The sequence below is a fragment of the Vibrio hannami genome (assembly GCF_029589055.1).
Taxonomy (GTDB): domain Bacteria; phylum Pseudomonadota; class Gammaproteobacteria; order Enterobacterales; family Vibrionaceae; genus Vibrio; species Vibrio hannami.
Window position 1 is genome coordinate 596,959 of the sequence record NZ_JARQZP010000006.1, and the last position, 22,950, is coordinate 619,908.

Sequence of the window (22,950 nt, forward strand, 5' to 3'; positions counted from 1 at the left end):
ATTAGGTATATTCAATGAAAAAATCTCTATCACTACTAGCAGCTGTAATTGGTGCTTCTAGTTTTTCAGCTATCGCAGCAGAAGAAGTTAACGTTTACTCTTATCGCCAACCTTTCCTTGTTGAACCTATGTTCAACGAGTTCACCAAAGAAACTGGCATCAAAGTTAATGTTAAGTTTGCTAAAAAAGGCTTAGCTGAGAAGTTAGTACAGGAAGGTGAATACAGCCCAGCTGATGTTATCTTAACTACAGATATTAGCCGCCTGGTTGAACTGGTTGATAAAAAAGTGGTTCAGCCATTAGATAGCAAGGTTATTGAATCAAATATTCCGGCTCAATACCGCTCGACTGATGATGAGTGGTTTGCACTAACCCTAAGAACTCGCAACGTATACTCATCTCGTGACCGTGTTGGCAAACTAGGTATCGACTTCAACTACGCAGATCTGACAAGTCCTGAGTTTAAAGGCAAGATCTGTACTCGTTCCGGTAAGCACCCTTACAACGTCTCACTTATCTCTTCAATGATCGCTCACAAAGGTGAGGCAGAGACTAAGCAGTGGCTTGAAGGCGTAAAAGCTAACCTGGCTCGTAAACCACAAGGTAATGATCGCGCTCAGGTTAAAGCGATTAAAGAAGGCCTTTGTGATGTCTCTTTGGGTAACAGCTACTACCTAGGTAAAATGGTGAATGATGAAAACCAGAAAGCTTGGGCTGACTCTGTGTATATCAACTTCCCGAACCAGGAATCAACAGGTACTCACGTTAATGTAAGTGGTATGGCTCTGGCTAAATTCTCTCCAAATAAAGAGAATGCTCAGAAGCTTATGGAGTTCCTGACTGGTGAGAAAGCTCAGCAGATGTATGCTGAAGTTAACTATGAGTACCCGGTTAAAGAAGGTGTTAAGCGTTCAGAACTTGTGGCTTCATGGGGTGACTTTAAAGCTGACGATGTTAAGCTGGAAGATATTGCGAAGTACCACAGCACAGCAGTTAAGCTACTGGATGAAGTTAAGTTCGACCTTTAATGGAAACACATAAAATAATAAAAACCAGCAGTGGGGCAATAGCCCTGCTGCTGGTTTTGCCAATTCTGGCAATCTTCTATTTATCGCTTGGTGAAACAGACGATCTTTTTGCTCACCTGTTTGGCACCGTTCTGCCGACATATACCTTCAATACGATTGCACTTGTTACTGGTGTCATGTTTCTTGCACTAATCTTTGGTGTGCCTTCCGCATGGCTAATGGCGATGTGCCGATTACCCGGTGAGAAAATACTTCAGTGGGCATTAGTGCTTCCGCTGGCAATGCCTGGTTATATTGTTGGATATATTTATACCGACTGGTTTGACTTTGCTGGTCCTGTCCAGGTATTACTTCGGGATGTTACGGGCTGGGGAGCTGGGGAGTACTGGTTTCCTGATTTAAGAACACTCCCTGGTGCTACGCTTATTCTGGCTATGGTGTTTTACCCCTATGTATACCTGATGGCGAGAGCTGCATTTATGGAGCAGAGTGTAAGTTTGCTTCACTCCGCGAGGTTATTGAAGTGTTCACCGTGGGAAAGTTTTAAAAGAATTTCATTACCTCTTGCCAGGCCCTCTATTGCCGTTGGGCTATCGTTAGTTGCGATGGAAGCTATCGGTGACTTTGGTACAGTAAGTTACTTTGCGGTGAATACATTGACTACTGCGGTTTACGATACCTGGCTGGGGTACTCTAACCTGAATGCGGCAGCAAAGATATCTGCGATTATGCTGGTGGTGGTAGTTCTTTTACTCAGTGGTGAGCGTTATAGCCGTCGAAAACAAAAGCTATTCCAAACCAGTTTTAGTTCGCGTGAAAATATCCGCTATGAGCTGACTGGAACCAAAAAGTGGCTAGCTCTGGTTTGGTGCTGGGGATTGGTTGCTGCGGCATTTATCCTGCCGCTAATGCAGTTGAGCTACTATGCTATTGAGTATTTTGCCCAAAGCTGGACTGCCGAGTTTCAGCGATATGCTATCAATAGCCTGAAAGTCTCATTCTCTGCTGCAGTTATAGCGGTAATCATCGCGCTTGTTGTAAATTTTGCTAACAGAGTAGAGAGTACAAAGGTAACACTAGGTTTTATGCGAGTAGCATCTCTAGGCTATGCGGTTCCAGGTACTGTTTTAGCGATTGGTGTTATGGCGCCAGTGCTAACTATGGATCATTGGATAAATGATGTTGCAAAGTTTATGGAGTGGGGAAGGCCGGGGCTTATTCTTTCTGGCTCTATGTTCGCTATTATATTTGCTATGGTTGTTCGGTTCTCTGCAGTTGCGATTGGTAGCGTAGAGAGCAGTATGAACAAAATATCTCCTTCAATGGATATGGCTAGTAGGACAATGGGATGCAATGCCAATCAGATGTTAAAGCGTGTTCATCTTCCTTTGGTTAGGAGAGGAGTATTAGTTGCGGGATTACTTGTCTTTATCGAATCAATGAAAGAGCTAAACGCAGCATTACTACTGCGCCCTTTCAACTTCGAAACGCTGGCAACCTACGTCTACAATTTTGCATCTGATGAGCACCTTGAGCTGGCGGGCTTACCTGCGGTTCTGTTAATTCTTGTGGGGCTTATCCCCCTTATTGTTGTAAACCGTTCTCTGGAGCAGACACATTAATGAGCAGTACTCTTTCGATTAATAAATTAACCTGTCAGTACGAGAAACAGGTTGTATTAGAGTCTCTAAACCTAAACGTTGAAAAGGGTGAAATCGTATGTCTCCTGGGTGCGAGTGGATGTGGTAAAACAACGTTACTTAAAGCTATCGCCGGGCTTATTCCTCTGAGTGAAGGAAAGATGAGCCTAAACGATCAGTTGCTTGATGATGGAAAGCTGTGGGTACCACCAGAAAAACGCAATATAGGAATGATTTTTCAGGACTACGCACTATTTCCTCATTTGACGGTCTCCGAAAACATTGCTTTTGGTCTGAAAGGTGCGTCGAGTTCTGAAAAGCAGAATAAGGTAGAGGAGATGCTTTCTCTGGTTCACTTGAACGGTTACGGCGAGCGTTATCCACATCAGTTATCCGGAGGTCAACAGCAGAGAGTTGCAATTGCACGATCTTTGGCATATCAGCCAGATCTTCTGTTATTGGATGAACCGTTTTCCAATATAGATACTCAGGTAAGACACGATCTTATTCGGGAGATCCGTAAAATATTTAAGAGCCAGGGTGTTACTGCTATCTTTGTTACCCACAGCCGAGAAGAAGCTTTTGCTTTTGCTGATAAAATGGCAGTGATGAATCATGGTGTGATAGAGCAGTTTGGTACGGCTAGTGAGCTCTATTATCAGCCATCAAGCAAGTTTGTAGCAGACTTCCTTGGAGGAGGGAGCTACCTTGCAGCGACGATGGTGTCTGATAGCAAGTTTAAAACCGTGCTTGGTGAAGTACTAGCACAACCAAGAGTTGAACTTGTTTCCGGACAAGAGTGTACCCTGCTGCTGAGACCACAACATGTGATCATCCGCCCTGATGAAAATAGCGAGATCAAAGTGTTGGAACTGCAATTTATGGGAGATCACTGTAGATATGTTATTGAGGTAGGTGGAAGTAAGTTAATTGCTACCTCATATGATCCACTTTCAGTCGGGGATAAAATATCGATAGAGCTGGATCAGGAAGGGATATTGGCATTTTCTTAACTGAAAGCAAAAAAAGCCCGGCGGTACAGCGGCCGGGCAAACGCTCTGCCTATAGGGTAGGTTCAGAGATTAATTAGGATAAAGACAAAAACGCCTTCATTTGGCTCAGAATCTTCTCTGCAGTTGGTTTATCTTCCATCTCTGCGAAAATTCTTAGCAGTGGTTCGGTGCCTGAGAACCGGGCGATGACCCAGCCACCGTTTCTAAAGTAAACCTTCAGCCCATCGGCATAGCTTACGTTTTCTATCTCATACTCAAACTCTGGCAGAAGCTTCTCTACATAGAGCTTGTTATACAGAGATTCTTTTTCAGAAGGCTTAAAAGTACAATCGCCTTCTGCGGTATAGGCATAACCGTATTTGCTGTAGATCTCTTCAAGTAGCTCAGACAGCTTCTTACCGGTTACGCTGATCATTTCGACGAGTAGGCTGGATGCAAATACACCATCCTTACCCTTGATATGGCCACGTATCGTTAAGCCACCAGAGCTTTCACCACCGATGAGTGAATCATCTGCTTCCATTTGGGAACTGATATGCTTAAAGCCTACCGGAACCTCAAAGCTCTTCTCACCATAGTCGGCAGCGATCTTATCGAGAATATGAGTGGTTGCGATGTTGCGAACAACAGATCCTTTCCACTGCTTATACTCCAGCAGGTAGTAGTAGAGAAGGATCAGAACTTCATTCGGGTGAATGAAGTCACCATTTTCATCGATGATCCCGAGTCGATCTGCATCGCCATCGGTGCCAATACCGATATCGTATCCTTCGTGAGTTACCATATGCTTCAGGCGATATAGCGTAGCTGCACTTGGTGATGGCATTAAGCCGCCGAACGCCGGGTTTTCGCCATCATTGATCACATCCACATCGCAACGACCATTGATCAAAACCGTCTGCAGGGCATTTTTTGCCACACCAAACATTGGATCGATCAGTACTCGCAGGTTTGCCTGCTTGATCGCATCGATATCAATGAAGTCGATGATCGAGTCTACAAACTCGTTCATCGGATTGATTATTTTGATCAGTCCCTTTTTTACAGCTGTATCAAAGTCTGTGCTACGAACATCCGAATGTTGGATTACAGCGACCTGTTGTTCGATTTTCTCCGTGATGATTTCATCGGCATCACGACCACCTTCAATAAAGACTTTGATACCATTGTAATCAGCCGGGTTGTGAGAAGCAGTAATACACGCTGAATATGCACATCCCATCTGCTTTGCTTTAAACATAACAATTGGCGTAGGGACGTACTTGTCGATAAAACTTACTGGAACGCCATTCTCTGCCAGTACTTCCGCAAACCATTTTGCAGCTTTATCCGATAAGAAACGCCTGTCATAACCAATTATAAAACCACGATCAGCGACTTTCTCATTGTTGATGATGTTAGCCACCGCCTGGGCAACAATACGTACGTTATCTTTGGTGAACTCTTCACCAATAAAGGCTCGCCAGCCACCGGTACCGAATTTAATCATCTTCTAACTGCCTCACTAACCTTTTTCTAGTTCCCACGGTCCCCGTGGGAACTCATATCTCACGGAACAAATACAGCGCTACTAATCTAACTGCTCAGTTACTATTTACTCTGGTCTGCATTCCCACGCAGAGCGTGGGAACGAGTAGAGTGCTTTTCTAGTTCCCACGGTCCCCGTGGGAATTCATACCTCACGGAACAAATACAGCGCTACTAATCTAACTGCTCAGTTACTATTTACTCTGGTCTGCATTCCAACGCAGAGCGTAGGAACGAGTAGAGTGCTTTTCTAGTTCCCACGGTCCCCGTGGGAATTCATACCTCACGGAACAAATACAGCGCTACTAATCTAACTGCTCAGTTACTATTTACTCTGGTCTGCATTCCCACGCAGAGCGTGGGAACGAGTAGAGTGCTTTTCTAGTTCCCACGGTCCCCGTGGGAATTCATACCTCACTGAGCAAATACAGCGCTACTAATCTAACTGCTCAGATACCATTTACTCTGGTCTGCATTCCCAACGCAGAGCGTGGGAACGAGTAGAGTGCTTTTCTAGTTCCCACGATCCCCGTGGGAACGAGGAGATTTAACCCATTACCACCAAAACTTCATTCACTGAACCAGCAGCCTGAGCAGGAACTGCTCCTTCAATGACTTCACCATTCAGAGTCACCTTAGCCACGCCTTTACTTACCCCGTTCGGGTTCTCTACCTTGATCTGGTACGTTGCATCTCTCCATTCACGTGTTACTTCAAAGCCTGGCCACTCAGCTGGAATACATGGATCTACAATCAGGCCATCGAAGCCAAGTCTCACACCCAGGATATGGTTTGTTGCTGCTACATAAGCCCAGCCGGAAGTACCAGTTAACCATGGGTGGTTAGCGCGGCCATGATCCTGATGATCGCGACCCATAATGAACTGTACGTATGAGTATGGTTCCGTGATTCGTGTTTCGATCATGTCATTCTGGTTGTACGGGTTTAGTGCATCGTAGAACTTCATTGCACGGTCACCACGGCCAAGTTGAGCTTCTGCTACCCACGCCCAAGGGTTTGGATGAGAGAAGATTGCGCCATTCTCTTTTACGCCTTGATAAACACGGGTAACAAAGCCGATATCATCGTTAGGCGTAGCAAACGATGGAGCATTCAGGTGCAAGCCATAGTCGGAATACAGGTAGTTATCTACCGCGTCCATCGCTTTTTTACCGCGTTCTTCTGAAACCGCGCCAGATACAACAGCCCAGGTATTGGATTCAAGGTGTACCTTACCTTCAGTTTGTTGGTTAGTACCCACTTTATCGCCATGCTTAGTAATGCCACGGATATACCAGCCACCTTCATCATCCCAAAGGTTCGTTTCACAGGCATCCTTAACCTTGTCGGCCATTGCCTGATAGCGGACAACATCTTCCTGACGATCAAGGAATTTCGCCAGCTCCACAAACTCGTTGATAGACCAGTAGTGAAGGAATGCCACCATAGATGACTCACCACCACCAAGGTTCAGACAGTCGTTCCAGTCAGCACGAAGGCCTTTGGCAATTCCAGTTTCACCAACGTGTTTCTCAGTGAAATCCAGAGCGGCTTTCATATGCTCGTAAACGGTTGCATCACCACCATCAGCGTATGGGATCACTTCATCAAAGAACCCGGTTTCGCCTGTTTCCATTACATAACGACAGATCGTTGGTACCAGCCACAGATGATCATCTGAGCAGGTATCGTCCAAACCGTGGATCTTATCTTCGTCACTTGGTGTCGGAACAACAGTCGGTGATTTAGATGGCTCAACATCGGCTTTTTCAGGATCGAACCAATCTGGATCAAACAGATGCAGACCGTAACCTTCTTTAACCTGACCACGAAGAAGATCAACGATACGTTTCTTCGTCATATGAGGGTTTGAATGCGGAACCGCCATGGCGTCCTGAGCTGTGTCGCGGTAGCCAAGACCAGTTCTTCCACCCACTTCGATAAATGAAGCAAAGCGAGACCACACTACACAAGTTTCAGCCTGATAGAGTGTCCATGTGTTAATCATGGTATCCAGGCCTTTGTTCGGTGAACTTACCTGGAACTTACGGCAGCGTTCATCCCAGTGAGCAATTATCTCTGCAAATGCTGCATCAACGTTCTCTACGTTCTGGTACTTCTCTCTTAGCTTGTCACCGTTGCCTTTGCCTAGACCAAGGATAAAGGCGAAACGAACTTCTTCACCTGGCTGAATAACAAACTGCTTGTGCAGTGAACCGCAATGGTTGTAGCAGGTTTGAGTTTTGTTTGAACAAATCCCTTTTTCTACTGCAATAGGGTTGGATTCGTCACGGTATAAACCAAGGAAGTTATCGCGTTGGCCATCGTAGCTATCTGGTGCAAATGTTGATGCAAGGTAGTAGAAGCCTTCGAAGTCGTTGGTGTTGTAGTAAAGGTCATATTCGATTACGCCTTCACGATATTCTGTACCCGCAGAGTATAGGGACATCTGATGGTTCTGGTTATCTGAAGCGATATGGCTGAATGAGAACTCTACAAATGAGAATGCACTAACTGTTCTTGGTTTGTCTGAGTCATTTCGGATCACAACATCCCAGATTTCAGCGTCTTCGCCTTTTGGCACAAACAATGTCTTGGTTGCAGTAATGCCGTTGTACTCACACTTAAATTTGGAATACGAAAGGCCATGACGGACTTCGTAGTTTGCCTCATCCAGGCTTTTTGCCACTGGCTGCCATGAGATTGACCAGTAATCACCAGTTTCATCATCACGCAAGTAGACATAATGTCCTGGGCGATCAAACGTAGCGTTCGGGCGGAATTTGGTTACACGATTGTACTCAGGAGAGTTATAAAAAGAGTATCCACCAGCGTTGTGAGAAATAACCGTACAGAACTTCTCTGTTCCCAGGTAGTTGGTCCATGGAGCAGGGGTGTCTGGACGTGTGATGACATACTCGCGATTGTCGTTGTCAAAGTAACCGTATTGCATTGAAACTTTCCTTTAAATTTACTCTTCTCTTATGAGAGCTTCTAAGTTGATCTGATTAAACTTCCCATGGATTCCGATAGTGAATTTTCAGCTTATCCATATGGGTTAATTGTCCTTTTAGTCGGGAAAGGAACTCTTTCCAGTCTCTGTTTTCACTGTTTGTCCAGGCGGCTTCTGCGCTGGCTAATAACCTCGGATAAAGCATGTACTCGAGGCGTTGATTGTTTGGTATAAACTCGCTCCAAATTGCACACTGAATTCCCAGAACTCTGGAGTGAATCTCATGTGATGGTTCCAGTTCCGACAGAGGCTCATAGCAATATGTTTTTTCTAACGAAATAGGGTTTGACCAGTCGACGCCTTGTTCGTCAGGGTTATTACTCTGAGCCATATCGAAATACAGGTATTGAGCTGGCTGGAGTACAACATCAAATCCTTTACGGGCACATTTGATAGCAGCCTCTTCACTTAGCCATGAATAGATAACGGTGTCGGTGCTGACTTTTTCTCCATGATGGGCTTCTTCCCAGCCCAGCATTCTTTTGCCAAGAGATTTCAACTTGTTCTCAGCATGTCTGAGAATGTGTCCTTGCAACTCACCTGGTTCACAGTAGCCAGAACGATTCATCAATTGAGTGCAGTGCTCACTGCCTTGCCAAACACCCTCAGGTACTTCATCGCCACCTATGTGGACATAGGGGGACGGGAAAAGATCACAAACTTCCTCCAAAACAGTGTCAATAAACTTATAAGTGCCATTCAAACTAGGATCTAGGATATTGTCTTTGTAGCCCTGAACACTTTGATAGCTAGAGTTATCTTTTGAATCCACAAGAAGCTCTGGCAGAGATTTAATTGCTGCCCGGCAATGACCCGGAATATCAATTTCCGGAATTACGGTGATGCCTCGCTCTTCTGCGTAAAGGATGATCTCTTTGATCTCGGTCTTTGTGTAGTAACCGCCATAGATCTCGGAAAGGTGCGTGTACTGCCCCTCAAGTGTGAGTTCCGGGCCTCTCCATGCGCCAATTTCAGTCAGTTCTGGATAAGCGTCAATTTCAATACGCCAGCCTTCATCATCTGTTAGGTGCCAATGAAATACGTTGTATTTGTAATAGGCGAGTTGGTTCAGTATGCCTTTGACTGCGTCGATTGAGTGGAAGTGTCTGGCACAGTCCAGCATCATTCCACGATATTTATAACGCGGCTGATCCTCCACTGTAATACATGGGAGGAACATACTTGAAGGATCAGCCAAAACGAGTTGCAAAATGGTAGAGCAGCCATGAATAAAGCCTAACTTTCCTCCTGCCTGCAATAGGATGTGACGTTCACGAACTTCCAGTTTGTACGCATCATCTGATAGCTGCTTATTGAACGAAAAGCTAAGCTTTCCGCTGGTAGTATCCCGAAGAGATATGTCGGTATGTTTTGTTAACTCATCTCTTAGCCATTTAAGCGCAGGAAGGGCTAATTCTGTGTCTAAAGAGAATGTCAGCTCTTTGCTTAATGCAACCTTACAACCATCTGTCGAAAGCTTATTAGGGCGTGGGATAATTGAGTAAGGTGATAGCTCTACGTTCTCATACCTGCCGGAATCCTGTTCATACCTATTTAGAACGGATAGTGAGGATAATTGAGCGCTGTAGTATTTGTTATTCACCACGACATTCGCTTCCTGAACTCCCCAGGTTTGATTACGCATAACCAGTGCGCTCATATTGAAGTGAAATTCGAAGCGTTCGCCCGGCTCAAGAGACTTATCTTGCTCCGGTGAGAAAAGGCAGTATGTACCTACCTGTTCCAGTGAGCCGTTAGTCACTGAATCCGGATGAATGACCAGAGTAAAGCTGAAGTTTAGTTTCCAGTCTCTGATGGTCTGCTCAGTATTGTTGAACAGTGTTATCTGCAACTGAGATGTTTTTTCCTTCTCAGATACCACCGCTTGTTCAACGTAGAAGCCTCTGTCTCGCATTTCCATAACTGTTACTCCTGATCCAGAGTGTAAAGGTTATGTTCGGCTTTGCCAGCGAACATAATTGCTCCCTCAATAGCGTCGGAGTGAGGTTCGACTATCCAGCTTTGAACCGGAGGTGACAGCCAGTCTTTTATGCGTTCAGCGATACCACCCATAAGTGCGATTCTTGTTGCTCCTCGTTTATTAAGGGCAACTAAGAACATTTCGATATCTTCGGCGGTTTGCTTTAGTAAGCTGATAGCTAACTCATCACCTTGCTGGGCAAACTGGAATATTTGCGGTGAAAACTGACCGTAATCTCTGGGCTTAGCGGTTTTAGACCACTCAACTATTGAGTCAATGCAGTTATCAAAATGATTCAGTACAAAGGTTGCTAGCGGAGTCATTGTACGAATGCCATCGTGAGCAAGTAATACTTGCTGGATAAGCCGTAACCCCATAACCGCACCACTTCCCTGATCGGAAATTGGAAACTCTCTTCCGCCAACGACAAATTGTTCATTTCCGCGAATAAAAATGCCGCAAGAACCGGTTCCAGATATCATAATTGCGCCGTCATCGCCATTGTGTGCGCCGATACATGCACCGTAAGCATCTGTATTTAATGTGATGCTGGCAAAAGGGTGGGGTTGCGCCATAAATGCTTTCCATGCCGATTTTTGTTCAGCACCAGCAAGTGCCAGCCCAACATGCATATTTTCAAAGGTACTCTTTGATAATCCACCTTGCTCCACTGCTTCTTCAATGGCAGAAATAATTGAGTCCATCGCTAACTCAACACCCAATAAAATATTGGCACTGCCACTTTTCCCTTCGCCAATAAGCTGACCAAGTTCATTTCGGATACGGGCACGACAAGATGTTCCTCCACCGTCGATGCCTACGTAATAGTTCGTCATTATTCTTTCTCCCCCGCTGCTTTATCAGGGCTGGTTGCGGTGTACTGACTAATTACAGCCAATAGGAACCAGGCTGCATGAGGTATCCACTGTTCTCCCCAGCGCCAGTTTTGCAGCATGTCGTTTTTCTGTTTTTCTGGAATAAATGCAATGTCCTGCTCATCCTCAAACCCTGCTGTAACACCGTTACAGATGCCACCTTTAGCGTTTGAGAATCCAAGCTCCGGTAAGTAGTCCGGATTGTTGTGCCCGTGACCATCCATCATGCAGGTATCGAATGGATTCAAACCTGCAATCCAGTTGAGAGAATCCTGAGCGTATTTTTCCATCTGTTTTGCGATGGAATTGATCTCGATATGCTCTCGAGATAAGTAGGCAGCACAAGCCAATGAGCCCAGACGAGCGTTCTCTCCCTGCCACCAGTAACCGGATTCATTATCTTTTGCGACAAAGAATGCATCGCGCTTTTCACCCTGATATTCGCCCGATACGGACTTAACATATTGCCTTGGATAACCAAACGGGTTTGTAACCTTTTGGGTTATCATGAGCTCAAAGATCATGGCAAACCCGACTGTTGATTTTATTGATTTTTTTCTCTCTGAATCTGGTTCAACAGAAAGATATTCACACAATGCGATAACAGGCAACCCTGCCTCTGATGCATGGAAATATGGTCTGTTTCCGCTGTTGTCGGCTGACCAGTAATTAGCAAAATTAGTATCTGACTTTTGTCGAGAGCACAATCTGTGAGCCCAAAGGCGAGACTCGTTCAGGTAGAGATTTTCACCCGTTGTCCTATATAGTTCTATTGCAGCAAGAAGCGCACAATACTCGTCGATAATATTTTCGGTACCGTCAGGGAGGTAGTTAAGATTGCGCTCTAATAAATGGCGGTATCCGACAATCGCACATTCTAAATATTGAGGCTGATTAAATTCACCATGATGTTCTAGGCGGGCTGCAGCCGCTAACGCTGCAATGGTAATGCCAGCCCCTTGACGAAATCCACTCTGAAAATCCTGAGACTTTATGCCCTCTTGTGTTGAGTAGGCACAAATTTCGCGTTGCTCAGTATCCTTACTCCACTTGTCGAATACAGTCATGTAGAAGTAGCCATCCGGGCTTTGCATTCTGACAAGGAAGTCTGCACCGTGAAGCGCTTCTTCGATAAGACGTACTTTCAAAAAGGACGGTACATCTTCTTTTGATTCAAGAAGTTCTAACCCTTTAAGCATGTTCCAGACAACCATTGGTGTCTGTTGTGGGTTGAGGTAGTTCGCATAGGAAAGGTGGCTCAGGTATTTACTTACGTCACCAGATGCGTCGTACCATCCGCCACTGACATCAACAGTTTTATTGCTGCCGAGTAGTTGGACTGATTTGTCTTTCTGCTCAAATATGCCTCCGCAGCGCTGAGACTTAAAGTAATGAAGAAGATCTGAGAAGGTTTGATTAAACAGCAGACCTTCTTCAATCTTAAACACGTGAGAACGGGTCTCTTCCAGTTGCAAATAATACGAGCCGCTTTGAGAGAAGCTGGTGAAATTGATGCTATAGAAAAGACCACAATACCAGTTTGCCACTGAGCCATGAGAGTAAAGCGGAAACTCTTTGATAAAAGTGTCCGTTTCACTGTCAAACAGTTTTACAGATAAGGGAAGTTTTAGCTCACTATCTGTCATTAATACTGCCTGTTTCTCTCCCGTTAACTCATAGCCAATGTGGTTAGTTAGCAACTGCATTTCGTTCTCCGGTTTAATTTTCTCATCGTCGTTTCCGAGACCTTTAGTCGTCATTTCGCGACTTTTCCATCGTCATTCCCGCGAAGGCGGGAATCTTGTTAACGGTATATAGCTCGAATAGATTCCTGCCTTCGCAGGAATGACGCGCTTTTTGTTCTCGTTCCCACGGTCTCCGTGGGAATGCATATCAGCCTTTCCCCAATCAACTCTCGTGCAAATAACAACGAACAAAGTGGTTCTCAGAAAGCTGAGTCACTGCGGGTAGTTGTTCCTTACAACGAGGTGTTGCGTGAGAGCATCGGCCGGCGAAAGGACAGCCTGTTGATGTTGGTGTCCATAGCGGGATCTCGCCCTTGTTCCCCTTCAGCTTTTCGTGGATCGACTTCTTAGGATCCGGTACTGCTGAAACTAAAAGTTGGGTATACGGATGCTGTGGATCGTGGATGATCTCTTCAGTGTCACCCCACTCAACCATGTGTCCTACATACATCACCGCCAGATCCTCAGCGATATAACGCGCTGTCGCGATATCGTGAGTGATGTAAAGCAGTGACATCTGTTTTTCGAACTTCATTTCTTCCATCAGGTTAAGAACACCTGCGCGGATAGAAACGTCTAGCATGGAAGTTGGCTCATCGGCCAATACCACTTCAGCGCCAACGGCAATATTCCGGGCAAGGTTTACACGCTGACGCTGACCACCAGAAAGCTGGTGGGGGTATTTGGCTGCGGTTTCTTTTGGCGGGATCAGACCAACTTGCTCAAGCAGGTCGTAAACGCGCTCTTCCAACTCTTTCTTATTGCCTTTTGTTACCTTCTTATGAATAAGAAGAGGGCGCGCAATATGATGGAAGATAGTATGTGTTGGGTTTAGGGAACCAAACGGATCCTGCCAAACCATCTGAATACCTTCGCGGTACTCCATCAGGTCTGCTCTTTTCTTGATTGTCTGAATATCGCGACCTTTATACTCGATAACGCCATCTGTAGGTGCGTACATCTTTGCTATCATCTTCGCGGTCGTTGACTTACCGGACCCCGACTCACCTACAACAGACAAACCACGGCTTTTGTACATCTTGAATGACACATCGTTAATTGCGCGCATCATTGGCTGATTAAGTGCATTACTGCTAATTGGGAAATCTTTTACCAGGTTGTTGCCTTCAACCAGTAATTGTCCAAAATTGTTACTCATAATTAATTCCTGCTCTTATTCCTGACTTCTAACCTATATCCAGACTGTTAAGCCGGAACCTGAACAATCGGCTCACCATACAGGTGGCAGTTAGAGAAGCGGCTAGCCTCAATTTGTCGAAGTATTGTCTGATCTCGTCGACATCTCTCTTCAACACGGTCACAACGTGCCTGGAATCGGCAACCTTGTGGTATTTCAAGCAGGTTTAGCGGGTTACCAGGAATACCTGCCAGCTTGGGTTTAGGACCTGTAAGAGGAGGGAATGAGCTACCCAGCCCTTTGGTATATGGGTGATATGGGTTCTCCAGAATCTCATTCGATGGAGCGACTTCTATTAGTTCACCTGAGTACATAATCCCGATGCGATCCGAGAACTCCACCATCAGTGACAAATCATGGGTAATAAATAAGATAGAGAATCCAAACTCTTCTTTTAGTGCGTAGATCTTTTGCAGAATTTCACGCTGAACCACCACATCAAGTGCTGTGGTTGGCTCATCCATAATGATCATCTTAGGATTTAGTGCCAGTGCGATTGCAATAACCAGACGCTGTCTCATACCACCAGAGAACTGGTGTGGGTAGTCCGTCAGACGACTTGGGTGAATATCAACAATCTCAAGCAGGCCTTCTGCTCGCACTTTTGCCTGCTGGCGAGTCATGTTGGTGTGACGCATAATTACGTCACAGAACTGCTCTTCCATGGTCAGTACAGGATTCAGAGCGTTCATCGCACTCTGGAATACCATAGACATCTCGCTCCAGCGGAAGCCTTGCATGCGGCTGTCACTGTATTTAAGAATATCTTCACCATTAAAGATAACCTCACCGCCACTAATAAATGCTGGTGGCTTATGCAAACGCATCAGAGAGAAAGCAACGGTTGATTTACCACAGCCAGATTCACCAGCCAGACCAAATACTTCACCTTTAGCGATGTCGAAACTTACGTTATTACATGCACGAACGTCTCCGGCGTCGGTAATATAGTCCACGCATAGATTGCGAATTGAAATCAATGGATTAGTCATATTGTTACTCTCCAGTCCATAATGCTTTTTGTTCAGGTACTACTTCCTGGCGAGACTTTTCGTCTTGTTTTGCCATCTTCTTCCAGCGCTTCATGCCTTTATGAGAGCGAAGCTGTGGGTTTGCGATTTCATCGACTGCGAAGTTAAGAAGAGCAAGTCCGGTAACCAGTACAGTCAGTGCGATACAAGGTGCCAATAGCTCCCACCAAGCGCCGATTAGCATTGATGAAGAAGTCTGTACGTTGTAAAGCATGATGCCCCAGCTAATGGTGTTCGGGTCGCCAAGACCAAGGAAGGAGATAGTCGCTTCCATCATGATTGCGTACATCACTGAGCCGATGAAGCTTGCTCCGACGATTGAAATAAGGTTTGGCAGAATCTCTACAAAGATGATTCGCCATGAAGACTCACCCAGTACCTCTGCCGCTTTTACAAACTCTTTCTCTCTAAGAGCAAGTGTCTGTGAGCGGACGACTCGGGCACCCCAGGCCCAGGAAGTACAGCCTATTATGAGCGCGATGGTGAGTGGCCCAGCCTCACCGATAAAGGCTGCCACAACAAATAGCAGCGGGAACTGCGGAATAACCAGCATTATGTTCATACAGGCTGTCAGGATATCGTCGACACGGCCACCGAAGTAACCTGCTGACACGCCAATTACAGTTGCAAGGAAGCAAACAGTAAGACCTGCACCAAAGCCTACAGCAAGAGATACTCGTGCTCCGTAAGCAACCTGTGCCCAGATATCACGTCCCATACGGGATGTACCCATTACATGGTCTGCTTTTTTAGACAGGTGCATTGTGCGTCTGTCAGTAGCCAGGTTTTCAGCTACCCAGCCATCTGGGTTGGCTTTAGCTGAGGTTACAACGAAACCAGGATATTCATGTGGATTACCTGTTCTCTTATCTGGTGCGTGCTTGGTTAAAAGTGGGGCAAACAGCGCGACAAAGATAAAAGTGCTCAGGATAGTGACACCAATCAGTGCCATGCGGTTGCCCAAAATTAGTTTGATAAAGTTTTTCATGATTATTTACCTCCCTTACGCAGGCGAGGATCAAGCACGACATAAAGCATGTCTGCAAGTAAGTTAAAGAACAGCATAAATAGCGTCATGATAAGAAGCTGTCCCTGAAGAACCTGATAATCTCGAGCGTGAATAGCATTGAAAAGAACCGTACCCAGCCCCGGATAGTTGAAGATAATTTCGATGATAAGCTGACCACCGATAGCCATACCAAGAGACATAGAAAGAGCTGTCACACTTGGTAGCATTGCGTTGCGTGCTGCGTAGTTGAATACCACACGGTTTTCGCTAAGACCCTTACCCTTCGCCATGGTGATGTAGTCTTCCGCTAGCAGGTTAATCATGTTGTTACGCATGTTAACCAGGAAGCCACCCACCTGAACGATTGAGGCACAGAACAACGGCAATGCTGCGTGGTAAGCGACATCTTTTATAAATGCCCAGCTTGTCCAATCTGGTGTTGTACCTGCTGTATAAGCGTATCCAGTCGGGAACCACTTAAGACCGATTGCAAAAGTAAATACAGCAATCATTGCAATAACGACTTGCGGTACTGCCTGAACAATTAGCATGCCTGGAGTGATCATTGCATCGTACTTACTGCCTCGTTTCCAGGCTGCAAAAATACCCAGTATCGAGCCAAGAGAGAAAGATAAAAGAACAGCTGTACCGGCTAAAAATAGAGACCAGCCAAATGCGCCGCCAAGCAGCTCATTAACACTTAGCGGGTAGAATTTGATAGATGTGCCAAGTTCCCAGCTAAGGATGCTCTTAATATAAGTTAGATACTGCACCCATAATGGACCATCAACGAAGCCAAGTAGTTGCTTCATCGCTTCGATTCGTTCAGGAGTTACCTGAGTGGTCGCATTAGCAAACATCATTGTGACCGGATCACCCGGCATTGCCCGAGGAATAATAAAGTTGAGTGTCGCTGCAACTAACAGCGCAATCATATAGAACGACAATCGTCTTAAAAAATAACCCATAACTTACACCTTGCATTGTCCAGTTTTTTTACCTGATTCTGGTTTCAGACATCCTGAAAAAAGGACGAACTATCCCCTGACGACAAGCGCCATATGTTTAATTAGAGTAGGGGGGTTTAGGAGCAGCGCGCGGTTAGCGCGCTGCCGGGAGTGTTACTATTACTTAACTGGTTTCAGGTCTAGTACGTGAAGTAGACGCTCTGGGATACCTGCCCAAATGTTTGGACGGCCTTTAGCGTTGTCTTCGCTCCACCAACCAGTGAATCGAGTTGTATTGTATTGATACATGTAAGCACCAGACATTACAGGGATTGTTACCTGATCGTTTGCGATGATCTTCTGGATACCGTGAGCGATAGATAGCTGCTCATCTTTATCCGCAGTCTTGTAGAAGCTGTCTAGTAGGCTATCTAGCTTCTCATTCTTATAGAAGTGCATAGCAAAGCGAGGCATACCTTCACCTGCTTGCAGTGCTGAGTTATAAGCACTGTTCCAATACAAGTGTGGATCTGCACCGTGGAAGTAGTTGGTGTATGCAACGTCGTAGTTTGCTTCTAGCATAGCCTGGTTGTATACCGCAAACTCAGGAGTACGTGCACGTGCTTTGATACCAATTTCATTTAGCTGCTCTACGGCTAGCTGAACGGTATTGTTGAAGTCAGTCCAACCGTTTGGAGATTGAATCAGAAGTTCGAAAGACTTACCTGATGGAGTCTCTACAAAACCATCTTTGTTAGTGTCTTTGAATCCTGCTTTTGCCAAAAGTGCTTGAGCACCTTCAGGGTCGTAAGAGTTGAACTTCTGGTACTTCTTATGGGTTGCTTCATCTGACCATGACTCAAATGCGTAGCCAAGGCCTGATGCGAAGTCGTTCACAGTACCACCACCGTAGAACGCGATATCAATGATAGTCTGACGATCCAGAGCCATAGAGAATGCACGACGGAAATCTACGTTAGAAAGGGCTTCTGCTTTAGCTGCATCTTTGTTTTTAAAGTTCACAACAAACGCTTGTGTACCTGATGCAGGGTACCAGTAATGGTGATTAGGGCTAGCAGCTGCGTAAGTACGGTCAATATCTGGTACGAAAGAAGAAGTCCAGTCCAGTTCAGAGTTTACAATTTTACCAAGTAGCTGGTCGTTGTTTGCGATCTGAGGTACACGAAGACAGTCAACTTCCAGGTTGTCATTATCCCAATACTCAGGGTTACGACATTGGATATAGAGCTGTGGAGTAAAGGTGTCGATCTCTGTAAACGGACCTGTACCAACTGGGTTTTCGTTAGTGAACGTTGTTGGGTCTTTTACATCTTTCCATACGTGCTCAGCAACGATTGGAATAAGAGAAATTTCGTACGGTACGTTTGAGTTTGCTTCTGTTAAAGAGAAGACAACTTTCTTATCGTCTACTTTCTTAACGCTTTTAACCCACTTGTTGATGCCACGCTGGTCTAGTTCAGGCTTATCACGCAGTAGGTTGTATGTGTAAACAACGTCATCTGCGTTAAATGTTTCCCCGTCTGACCATTTAACGCCGTCACGTAGTTCAAATGTAACGGTTAGAAGGTCATCAGACATATAATAGTTTTCAGCCAGACGCATTACCGGCGTATTACCATGCATTTCATTAAAAACAACAAGAGGTTCGTAGATGAAGTCTGTTGTTGTTCTCAGGTTAGTCGCAAGATAAGGGTTAAAGTTTCTAACCATGGTTGGATAGAAGTCGGGTACAATAGTTAGCTCACTTCTGGCAGATGCCTGAGCTGAGACGCTTGTAGCTGCAGCAGCGATTACTGCGGATGCAACGATCGTCTTTTTAATATTGGTAAGCATAGCTGTTCCTTACTATTTATTTGATTCAGTTAAAAGCAGGTCTTCTGCTTAAACGAACTTGCTTGAATTGCTACCCCAGTTCCCAGAGGAAGTGGATGGCCTGTAGCGTTAATTCATGAGTAAGAAAACACTTATCCCTTCTTTTCGTCAATTTCCCGTATCGTTAAAAACGTCAAAACCGCGATAATTAACGTGAAAAACGTAAAAAAAGAACGCTAAACCATAAAAAAGAACGATTATCTTAGTGTGATCTAATACTACTTTTGTCTGTTTTATAGTGTTTGTGTGAGTGCTTACTATTCTTATGTGTTTTTATTATTAAGGGTTTTGTTGTTTTGTTTCTATATGGTGATATTAATCACCCTAAGAAATGTTATGTTATTTTTTGGTCACAAATAAAACTGACGATTCGTCGTGATTCATGTCTCAATACTGATAAAAAAATAAACAACAAGCTAATTATCGATGAAATATACGCTCATTCTTTTGAATTCCACAGCCTTATTTGTATGTTGTTTTTAAGAGCGAAATATGTGTATTGCAACCAACCTATGAGGATTTGCTAGTTGTTGTTGCTACTGTGCCTACAAGTGACAAATAACCGGGAAATGGCAGAAAAAAGCCTTACTGAGAGTCAGTAAGGCTTGAATGTAGGGGAGGTAAAATTAAGCGCTGACTAGTCTGTTGAGACGTTGCTTTATCGCTTCCAGTTCTTTTCTTAGCTCTGTTTGTTCGTGGCAGTGCTCTAGAATAAACTCTACAGAACTTAGCACTGTTCGCCACCTAGGGGTTTTGGGTACCGTTTCTACTCTAAGGTATTTATCTAAGGTTCTTGTTTGTAGAGTGCTCCTGTCCAGATAAACTTTCCATAATCCACTTTCTTCTGCGAAATTGAACTTGGTCTTTCCCGTAGTATGTTCCCAGTAGGAGAGTGCAGTTGTCATGGCTGCAACCAAAGTTTCTCGTAGAAGAGTTTGTTTATCTTTGGTGCTACCAGAGGCTTTATCGACAATGCCTTTAAACTCATCGCCGAGTTGCTTCAGTTTGTCCAGGTTCTCTTCTCCCCCTTAAATGCGTAGTTGGAAAGCGCATCCACGGCTGTTTCCAGCTTCCGAACTCGATTGGTGTTAACTTCTCCGTCTATATCGAAGATAAACATTGAGTTTATTCCTGAGCTCTCTGGCAGTTTGATGATGTCGCCAGTCACTTTTAAACGCTGTGTTCCCGAGAATATATCTATTTCGCCACAATAATGTTCCTGGTCTGAGTTTAGGTACTTTGTGGCGATGATTTCGTCGGCATTTGAACGTTTGAGTTGATCGACTGTTCTTCTGAAAAGTACTGATGCGGCTTCATTCGCAAACCTAACCTGCAGCGCGTTATTCAGGCAAAGTATGGCTTCTGGGGCGCCATCTAATTGTTCAATAAGACGTTTTTGAGTAGCAAGTAGCTCATTCTCGGCCTTAGTTCGCTTTTCTATCTCGACAATGAGTTTTTGGTTTTGCTCTTTTTGCTGCTCATTTTGACTCGCAGAAATATGAACGCGTATTCTGGCTGCGAGCTCTTGCCTGTTAAATGGTTTGCTCAGGTAGTCATTCGCGCCTGAGTTAAAGCCTTCCAGCCTGTCTTCTGCCTGGTTTAGTGCTGTTAACATTATGATTGGCAGTTCAGTTTGAGTGTAGTCGGTTCTTATGGAACGACAGACCTCATATCCGTTTAGTCCTGGCATCATTATATCTAGCAAAATAATGTCCGGTTTTTCTTCTTCAACTAACTGGAGTACTTCAGTGCCTTCCGTCGCTGTTTTTACCCGGAATCCTTCCATCGCAAGGAAATTTTTCAAAACACTAAGATTCACGGATTCATCATCTGCGGCTATAACTAATGGTCCGTCAAAATTCTCATTAACTGACAATGTATCGATATCAGGTAACTCCTGCACAGGTGATAACTGATAGCTATAATCAGCCTCTACAGGTTCATATTTCTCAATGTCTTCTTTAGCTAAAGGCAGAGTAAAACTGAACGTAGTACCTACGTCTTGCTGACTGCTGACATATAATGAACCGCCCATTAACTCAATTAACTGTCTGCTGATTGAGAGCCCTAGTCCGGCACCTTGTTTATAGCGAACACTTTTTCCGTTGCCCTGTACTAGTGGCTCGAATATATGTTCAAGAAACTCAGCTGGAATCCCCTGTCCAGTATCGACGATCTGCACTCTCATCTGATTCTGCAAATTTTCAGCTGAGATAATGATTTTTCCTTCGTCGGTATATTTAATTGCGTTACCAATCAGGTTGTAAAGAACCTGCTCTAGTCGTTGTGGATCGGAAACTACAAGGGGCATATCAATAGGTATCTGGTTGATAATTCGTATTCTTTTTTTGCCCAGAAGGTGGGTTGAAAGCTGCAGAACGATACTGGTAGCGTGAAACAGATCCGTTGCTTTTTTACTAATCTTAAGATTGCCGTATCGCATCTTATGGTAATCGAGAAGATCGTCGACTAGATTAGCCAATCTTTGTCCGCTATTGATAATGATATCCAGCTGATACTTTTGATTTGCTGGAATTGTTCCACTTGCGCCAGCACCAAGTGCTTCTGCAATACCAATCATGCCATGCAGAGGGGTACGCAATTCGTGGGAGGTGGTTGCCAGAAACTCATCTTTCAGTTTATCAGTTAGCTGCAACTCGTTATTTTGTTGCTGAATGATTTGAAGGTTGTTTTCAAGCTCCTCATTTTGTTTTCGAATGGTCAGGATTTTTTCTCTAATGGAGCGTTGCATCCTTTCAAAACTGACGGCAAGTCTGCCAATTTCATCTTTTCGATTTGTATTGATAACCGATTCATCAAGGTCTCCTGCTGAGACCTTTTCTGCCGCCCAGGTAAGCTTTAATAATGGAGCTGTGATGAAATTCGAGAATATGTGAGAAGCGATGATCACCAGGGCTGATGCAAATAGCATCGCAAGTACAAAGACCTTCTCTAAATTATGAATACGTGCATGTGCCACATCTTCAGCCAGTTGTACTGAAAGGCCCCAGTGCACGCCGTTCAAAGGAACCGGAGTTATTGCTGCAATGATATGTTGACCGCTCTGGTTTTCGTAGTTTTCAACTTCGGTAAGGCCGTCAACTGCTGACTTTAATATGCTGGCGTTGCTATCGATGACCTCTTGTGTAAGGTTCAAAGAGCGGGGGGTCATATCTGGGCCAACAAGCAGTATTTGTGCAGACGTATTGTTGTCTTCAATCAGCTTTGATACTCCATCAATCGGTAGGCGAAGTAGAGCATAACTATGAAGGAAACCTTGCTGCATAATTGGAGCTGCTAACCAGGCATATAGGTTATCGCCTTCTTGAGCGAAGTCCGATATCTCAACTGGAATGGGGGCGTCGGGTTCGTACTGTTGTGAGCTTAGCTGCTGCTTGATGTAATGAAATGTTTTCCCAAGGTTAGTATCCTTATATCTCCCGTCGAGTAGATTTGTTCCATAGTAGCCGTTCTTCAGGACTGAATAGGTGACATTACCTTCCCTATCCACAAGGAGCACATCATCAAAGTCGGAGCGTTTCAGTAGCTCGACATAGGTTCTGTGATAACGTTTATGAAGCAGACGGTATCGTTCACTGCCCACATAGTCATCAGAGTCACGAGCAATCAAGTTTTTAATCTTGTTCCCCGAGCCCTCAACATATCGATCTTGAGCATTTTTTCGAGCGTCTTCAATATTTAGTCCTAAGCTTCGGAAGGCATTCACTAGTCCATAAAACCGACCACCACTGGCATATGCTAGTTCGGAGCGAACAAAGCCAATCACTTCAGATTCTTTAGCGTTAACGTAATCTTGTAATTGTTGTCGCTTGGTATCTCTTACCGAAATCAGATAAGAGTGGCTCTGTTCTTGCAGGTCTTTACTGTGAGAATGCAGAAAAAAGAGCGCAATAACGGTGAGCGGCACCAGGCTCAAAATCAGAAATGCCACCATTAATGTGTTACGGAGGCGTTTGAATGGGAAATGTTTCTTTAGCATTCTTCTACGCTGACAACTTACGGATAATATAAATGTACTATCTTATTTCG

Annotated in this window: 13 protein-coding genes and 1 pseudogene; 3 read left to right on the forward strand and 11 right to left on the reverse strand. The window is 44.7% G+C overall.

Annotation, left to right across the window (positions count from 1 at the left end; all coding sequences use genetic code 11):
- Positions 1-14: 14 nt before the first annotated feature.
- From P7F88_RS14165 to P7F88_RS14175, 3 genes are read left to right on the forward strand one after another with little or no spacing between them, the layout of a single operon-like run.
- On the forward strand, positions 15-1,028 hold the full coding sequence (locus P7F88_RS14165; protein ID WP_277825701.1) for a Fe(3+) ABC transporter substrate-binding protein: 1,014 nt from the start codon (positions 15-17) through the stop codon (positions 1,026-1,028).
- Positions 1,028-2,650, forward strand: a complete 1,623-nt coding sequence (locus P7F88_RS14170) for an ABC transporter permease (protein WP_277825703.1) — start codon at positions 1,028-1,030, stop codon at positions 2,648-2,650. The genes P7F88_RS14165 and P7F88_RS14170 overlap by 1 nt, the downstream gene beginning before the upstream one ends.
- Entirely contained in the window at positions 2,650-3,681 is a 1,032-nt protein-coding gene (locus tag P7F88_RS14175) for an ABC transporter ATP-binding protein (RefSeq protein WP_277825705.1), read from the forward strand. The genes P7F88_RS14170 and P7F88_RS14175 overlap by 1 nt, the downstream gene beginning before the upstream one ends.
- Positions 3,682-3,754: 73 nt before the next feature.
- Here the strand turns inward: P7F88_RS14175 and P7F88_RS14180 are convergent, their stop codons facing one another.
- From P7F88_RS14180 to P7F88_RS14230, 11 genes and pseudogenes are all read right to left on the reverse strand, one after another.
- Entirely contained in the window at positions 3,755-5,170 is a 1,416-nt protein-coding gene (locus P7F88_RS14180; protein ID WP_277825707.1) for a phosphoglucomutase/phosphomannomutase family protein, read from the reverse strand.
- 585 nt (positions 5,171-5,755) lie between these two features.
- Positions 5,756-8,161: a glycoside hydrolase family 94 protein gene (locus tag P7F88_RS14185; RefSeq protein ID WP_277825709.1), complete on the reverse strand. Its 2,406-nt coding sequence runs from the start codon at positions 8,159-8,161 to the stop codon at positions 5,756-5,758.
- Positions 8,162-8,216: 55 nt separating this feature from the next.
- Positions 8,217-10,142, reverse strand: a complete 1,926-nt coding sequence (locus P7F88_RS14190) for a beta-N-acetylhexosaminidase (protein WP_277825711.1) — start codon at positions 10,140-10,142, stop codon at positions 8,217-8,219.
- 5 nt (positions 10,143-10,147) lie between these two features.
- Entirely contained in the window at positions 10,148-11,038 is an 891-nt protein-coding gene (locus tag P7F88_RS14195) for a glucosamine kinase nucleotide-binding domain-containing protein (protein WP_277825713.1), read from the reverse strand.
- A complete protein-coding gene (locus tag P7F88_RS14200) occupies positions 11,038-12,783 on the reverse strand; it encodes a glycoside hydrolase family 9 protein (RefSeq protein WP_277825790.1) in 1,746 nt (581 codons plus the stop codon). The genes P7F88_RS14195 and P7F88_RS14200 overlap by 1 nt, the downstream gene beginning before the upstream one ends.
- A 202-nt stretch (positions 12,784-12,985) precedes the next feature.
- Positions 12,986-13,981 carry an ABC transporter ATP-binding protein gene (locus tag P7F88_RS14205; protein WP_277825715.1) on the reverse strand — a complete coding sequence of 332 codons (996 nt, stop codon included), beginning with the start codon at positions 13,979-13,981 and terminating at the stop codon, positions 12,986-12,988.
- Positions 13,982-14,028: 47 nt separating this feature from the next.
- On the reverse strand, positions 14,029-15,012 hold the full coding sequence (locus tag P7F88_RS14210) for an ABC transporter ATP-binding protein (protein WP_277825717.1): 984 nt from the start codon (positions 15,010-15,012) through the stop codon (positions 14,029-14,031).
- 4 nt (positions 15,013-15,016) lie between these two features.
- Positions 15,017-16,039 (reverse strand): ABC transporter permease, encoded by a 1,023-nt coding sequence (locus P7F88_RS14215; protein ID WP_277825719.1) that lies wholly within the window; start codon positions 16,037-16,039, stop codon positions 15,017-15,019.
- 2 nt (positions 16,040-16,041) lie between these two features.
- A complete protein-coding gene (locus P7F88_RS14220; protein ID WP_277825721.1) occupies positions 16,042-17,028 on the reverse strand; it encodes an ABC transporter permease in 987 nt (328 codons plus the stop codon).
- 159 nt (positions 17,029-17,187) lie between these two features.
- Positions 17,188-18,861 (reverse strand): ABC transporter substrate-binding protein, encoded by a 1,674-nt coding sequence (locus tag P7F88_RS14225; protein ID WP_277825723.1) that lies wholly within the window; start codon positions 18,859-18,861, stop codon positions 17,188-17,190.
- Between the two features lie 665 nt (positions 18,862-19,526).
- A pseudogene (locus P7F88_RS14230) lies at positions 19,527-22,900 on the reverse strand (response regulator).
- Between the last annotated feature and the right edge of the window lie 50 nt (positions 22,901-22,950).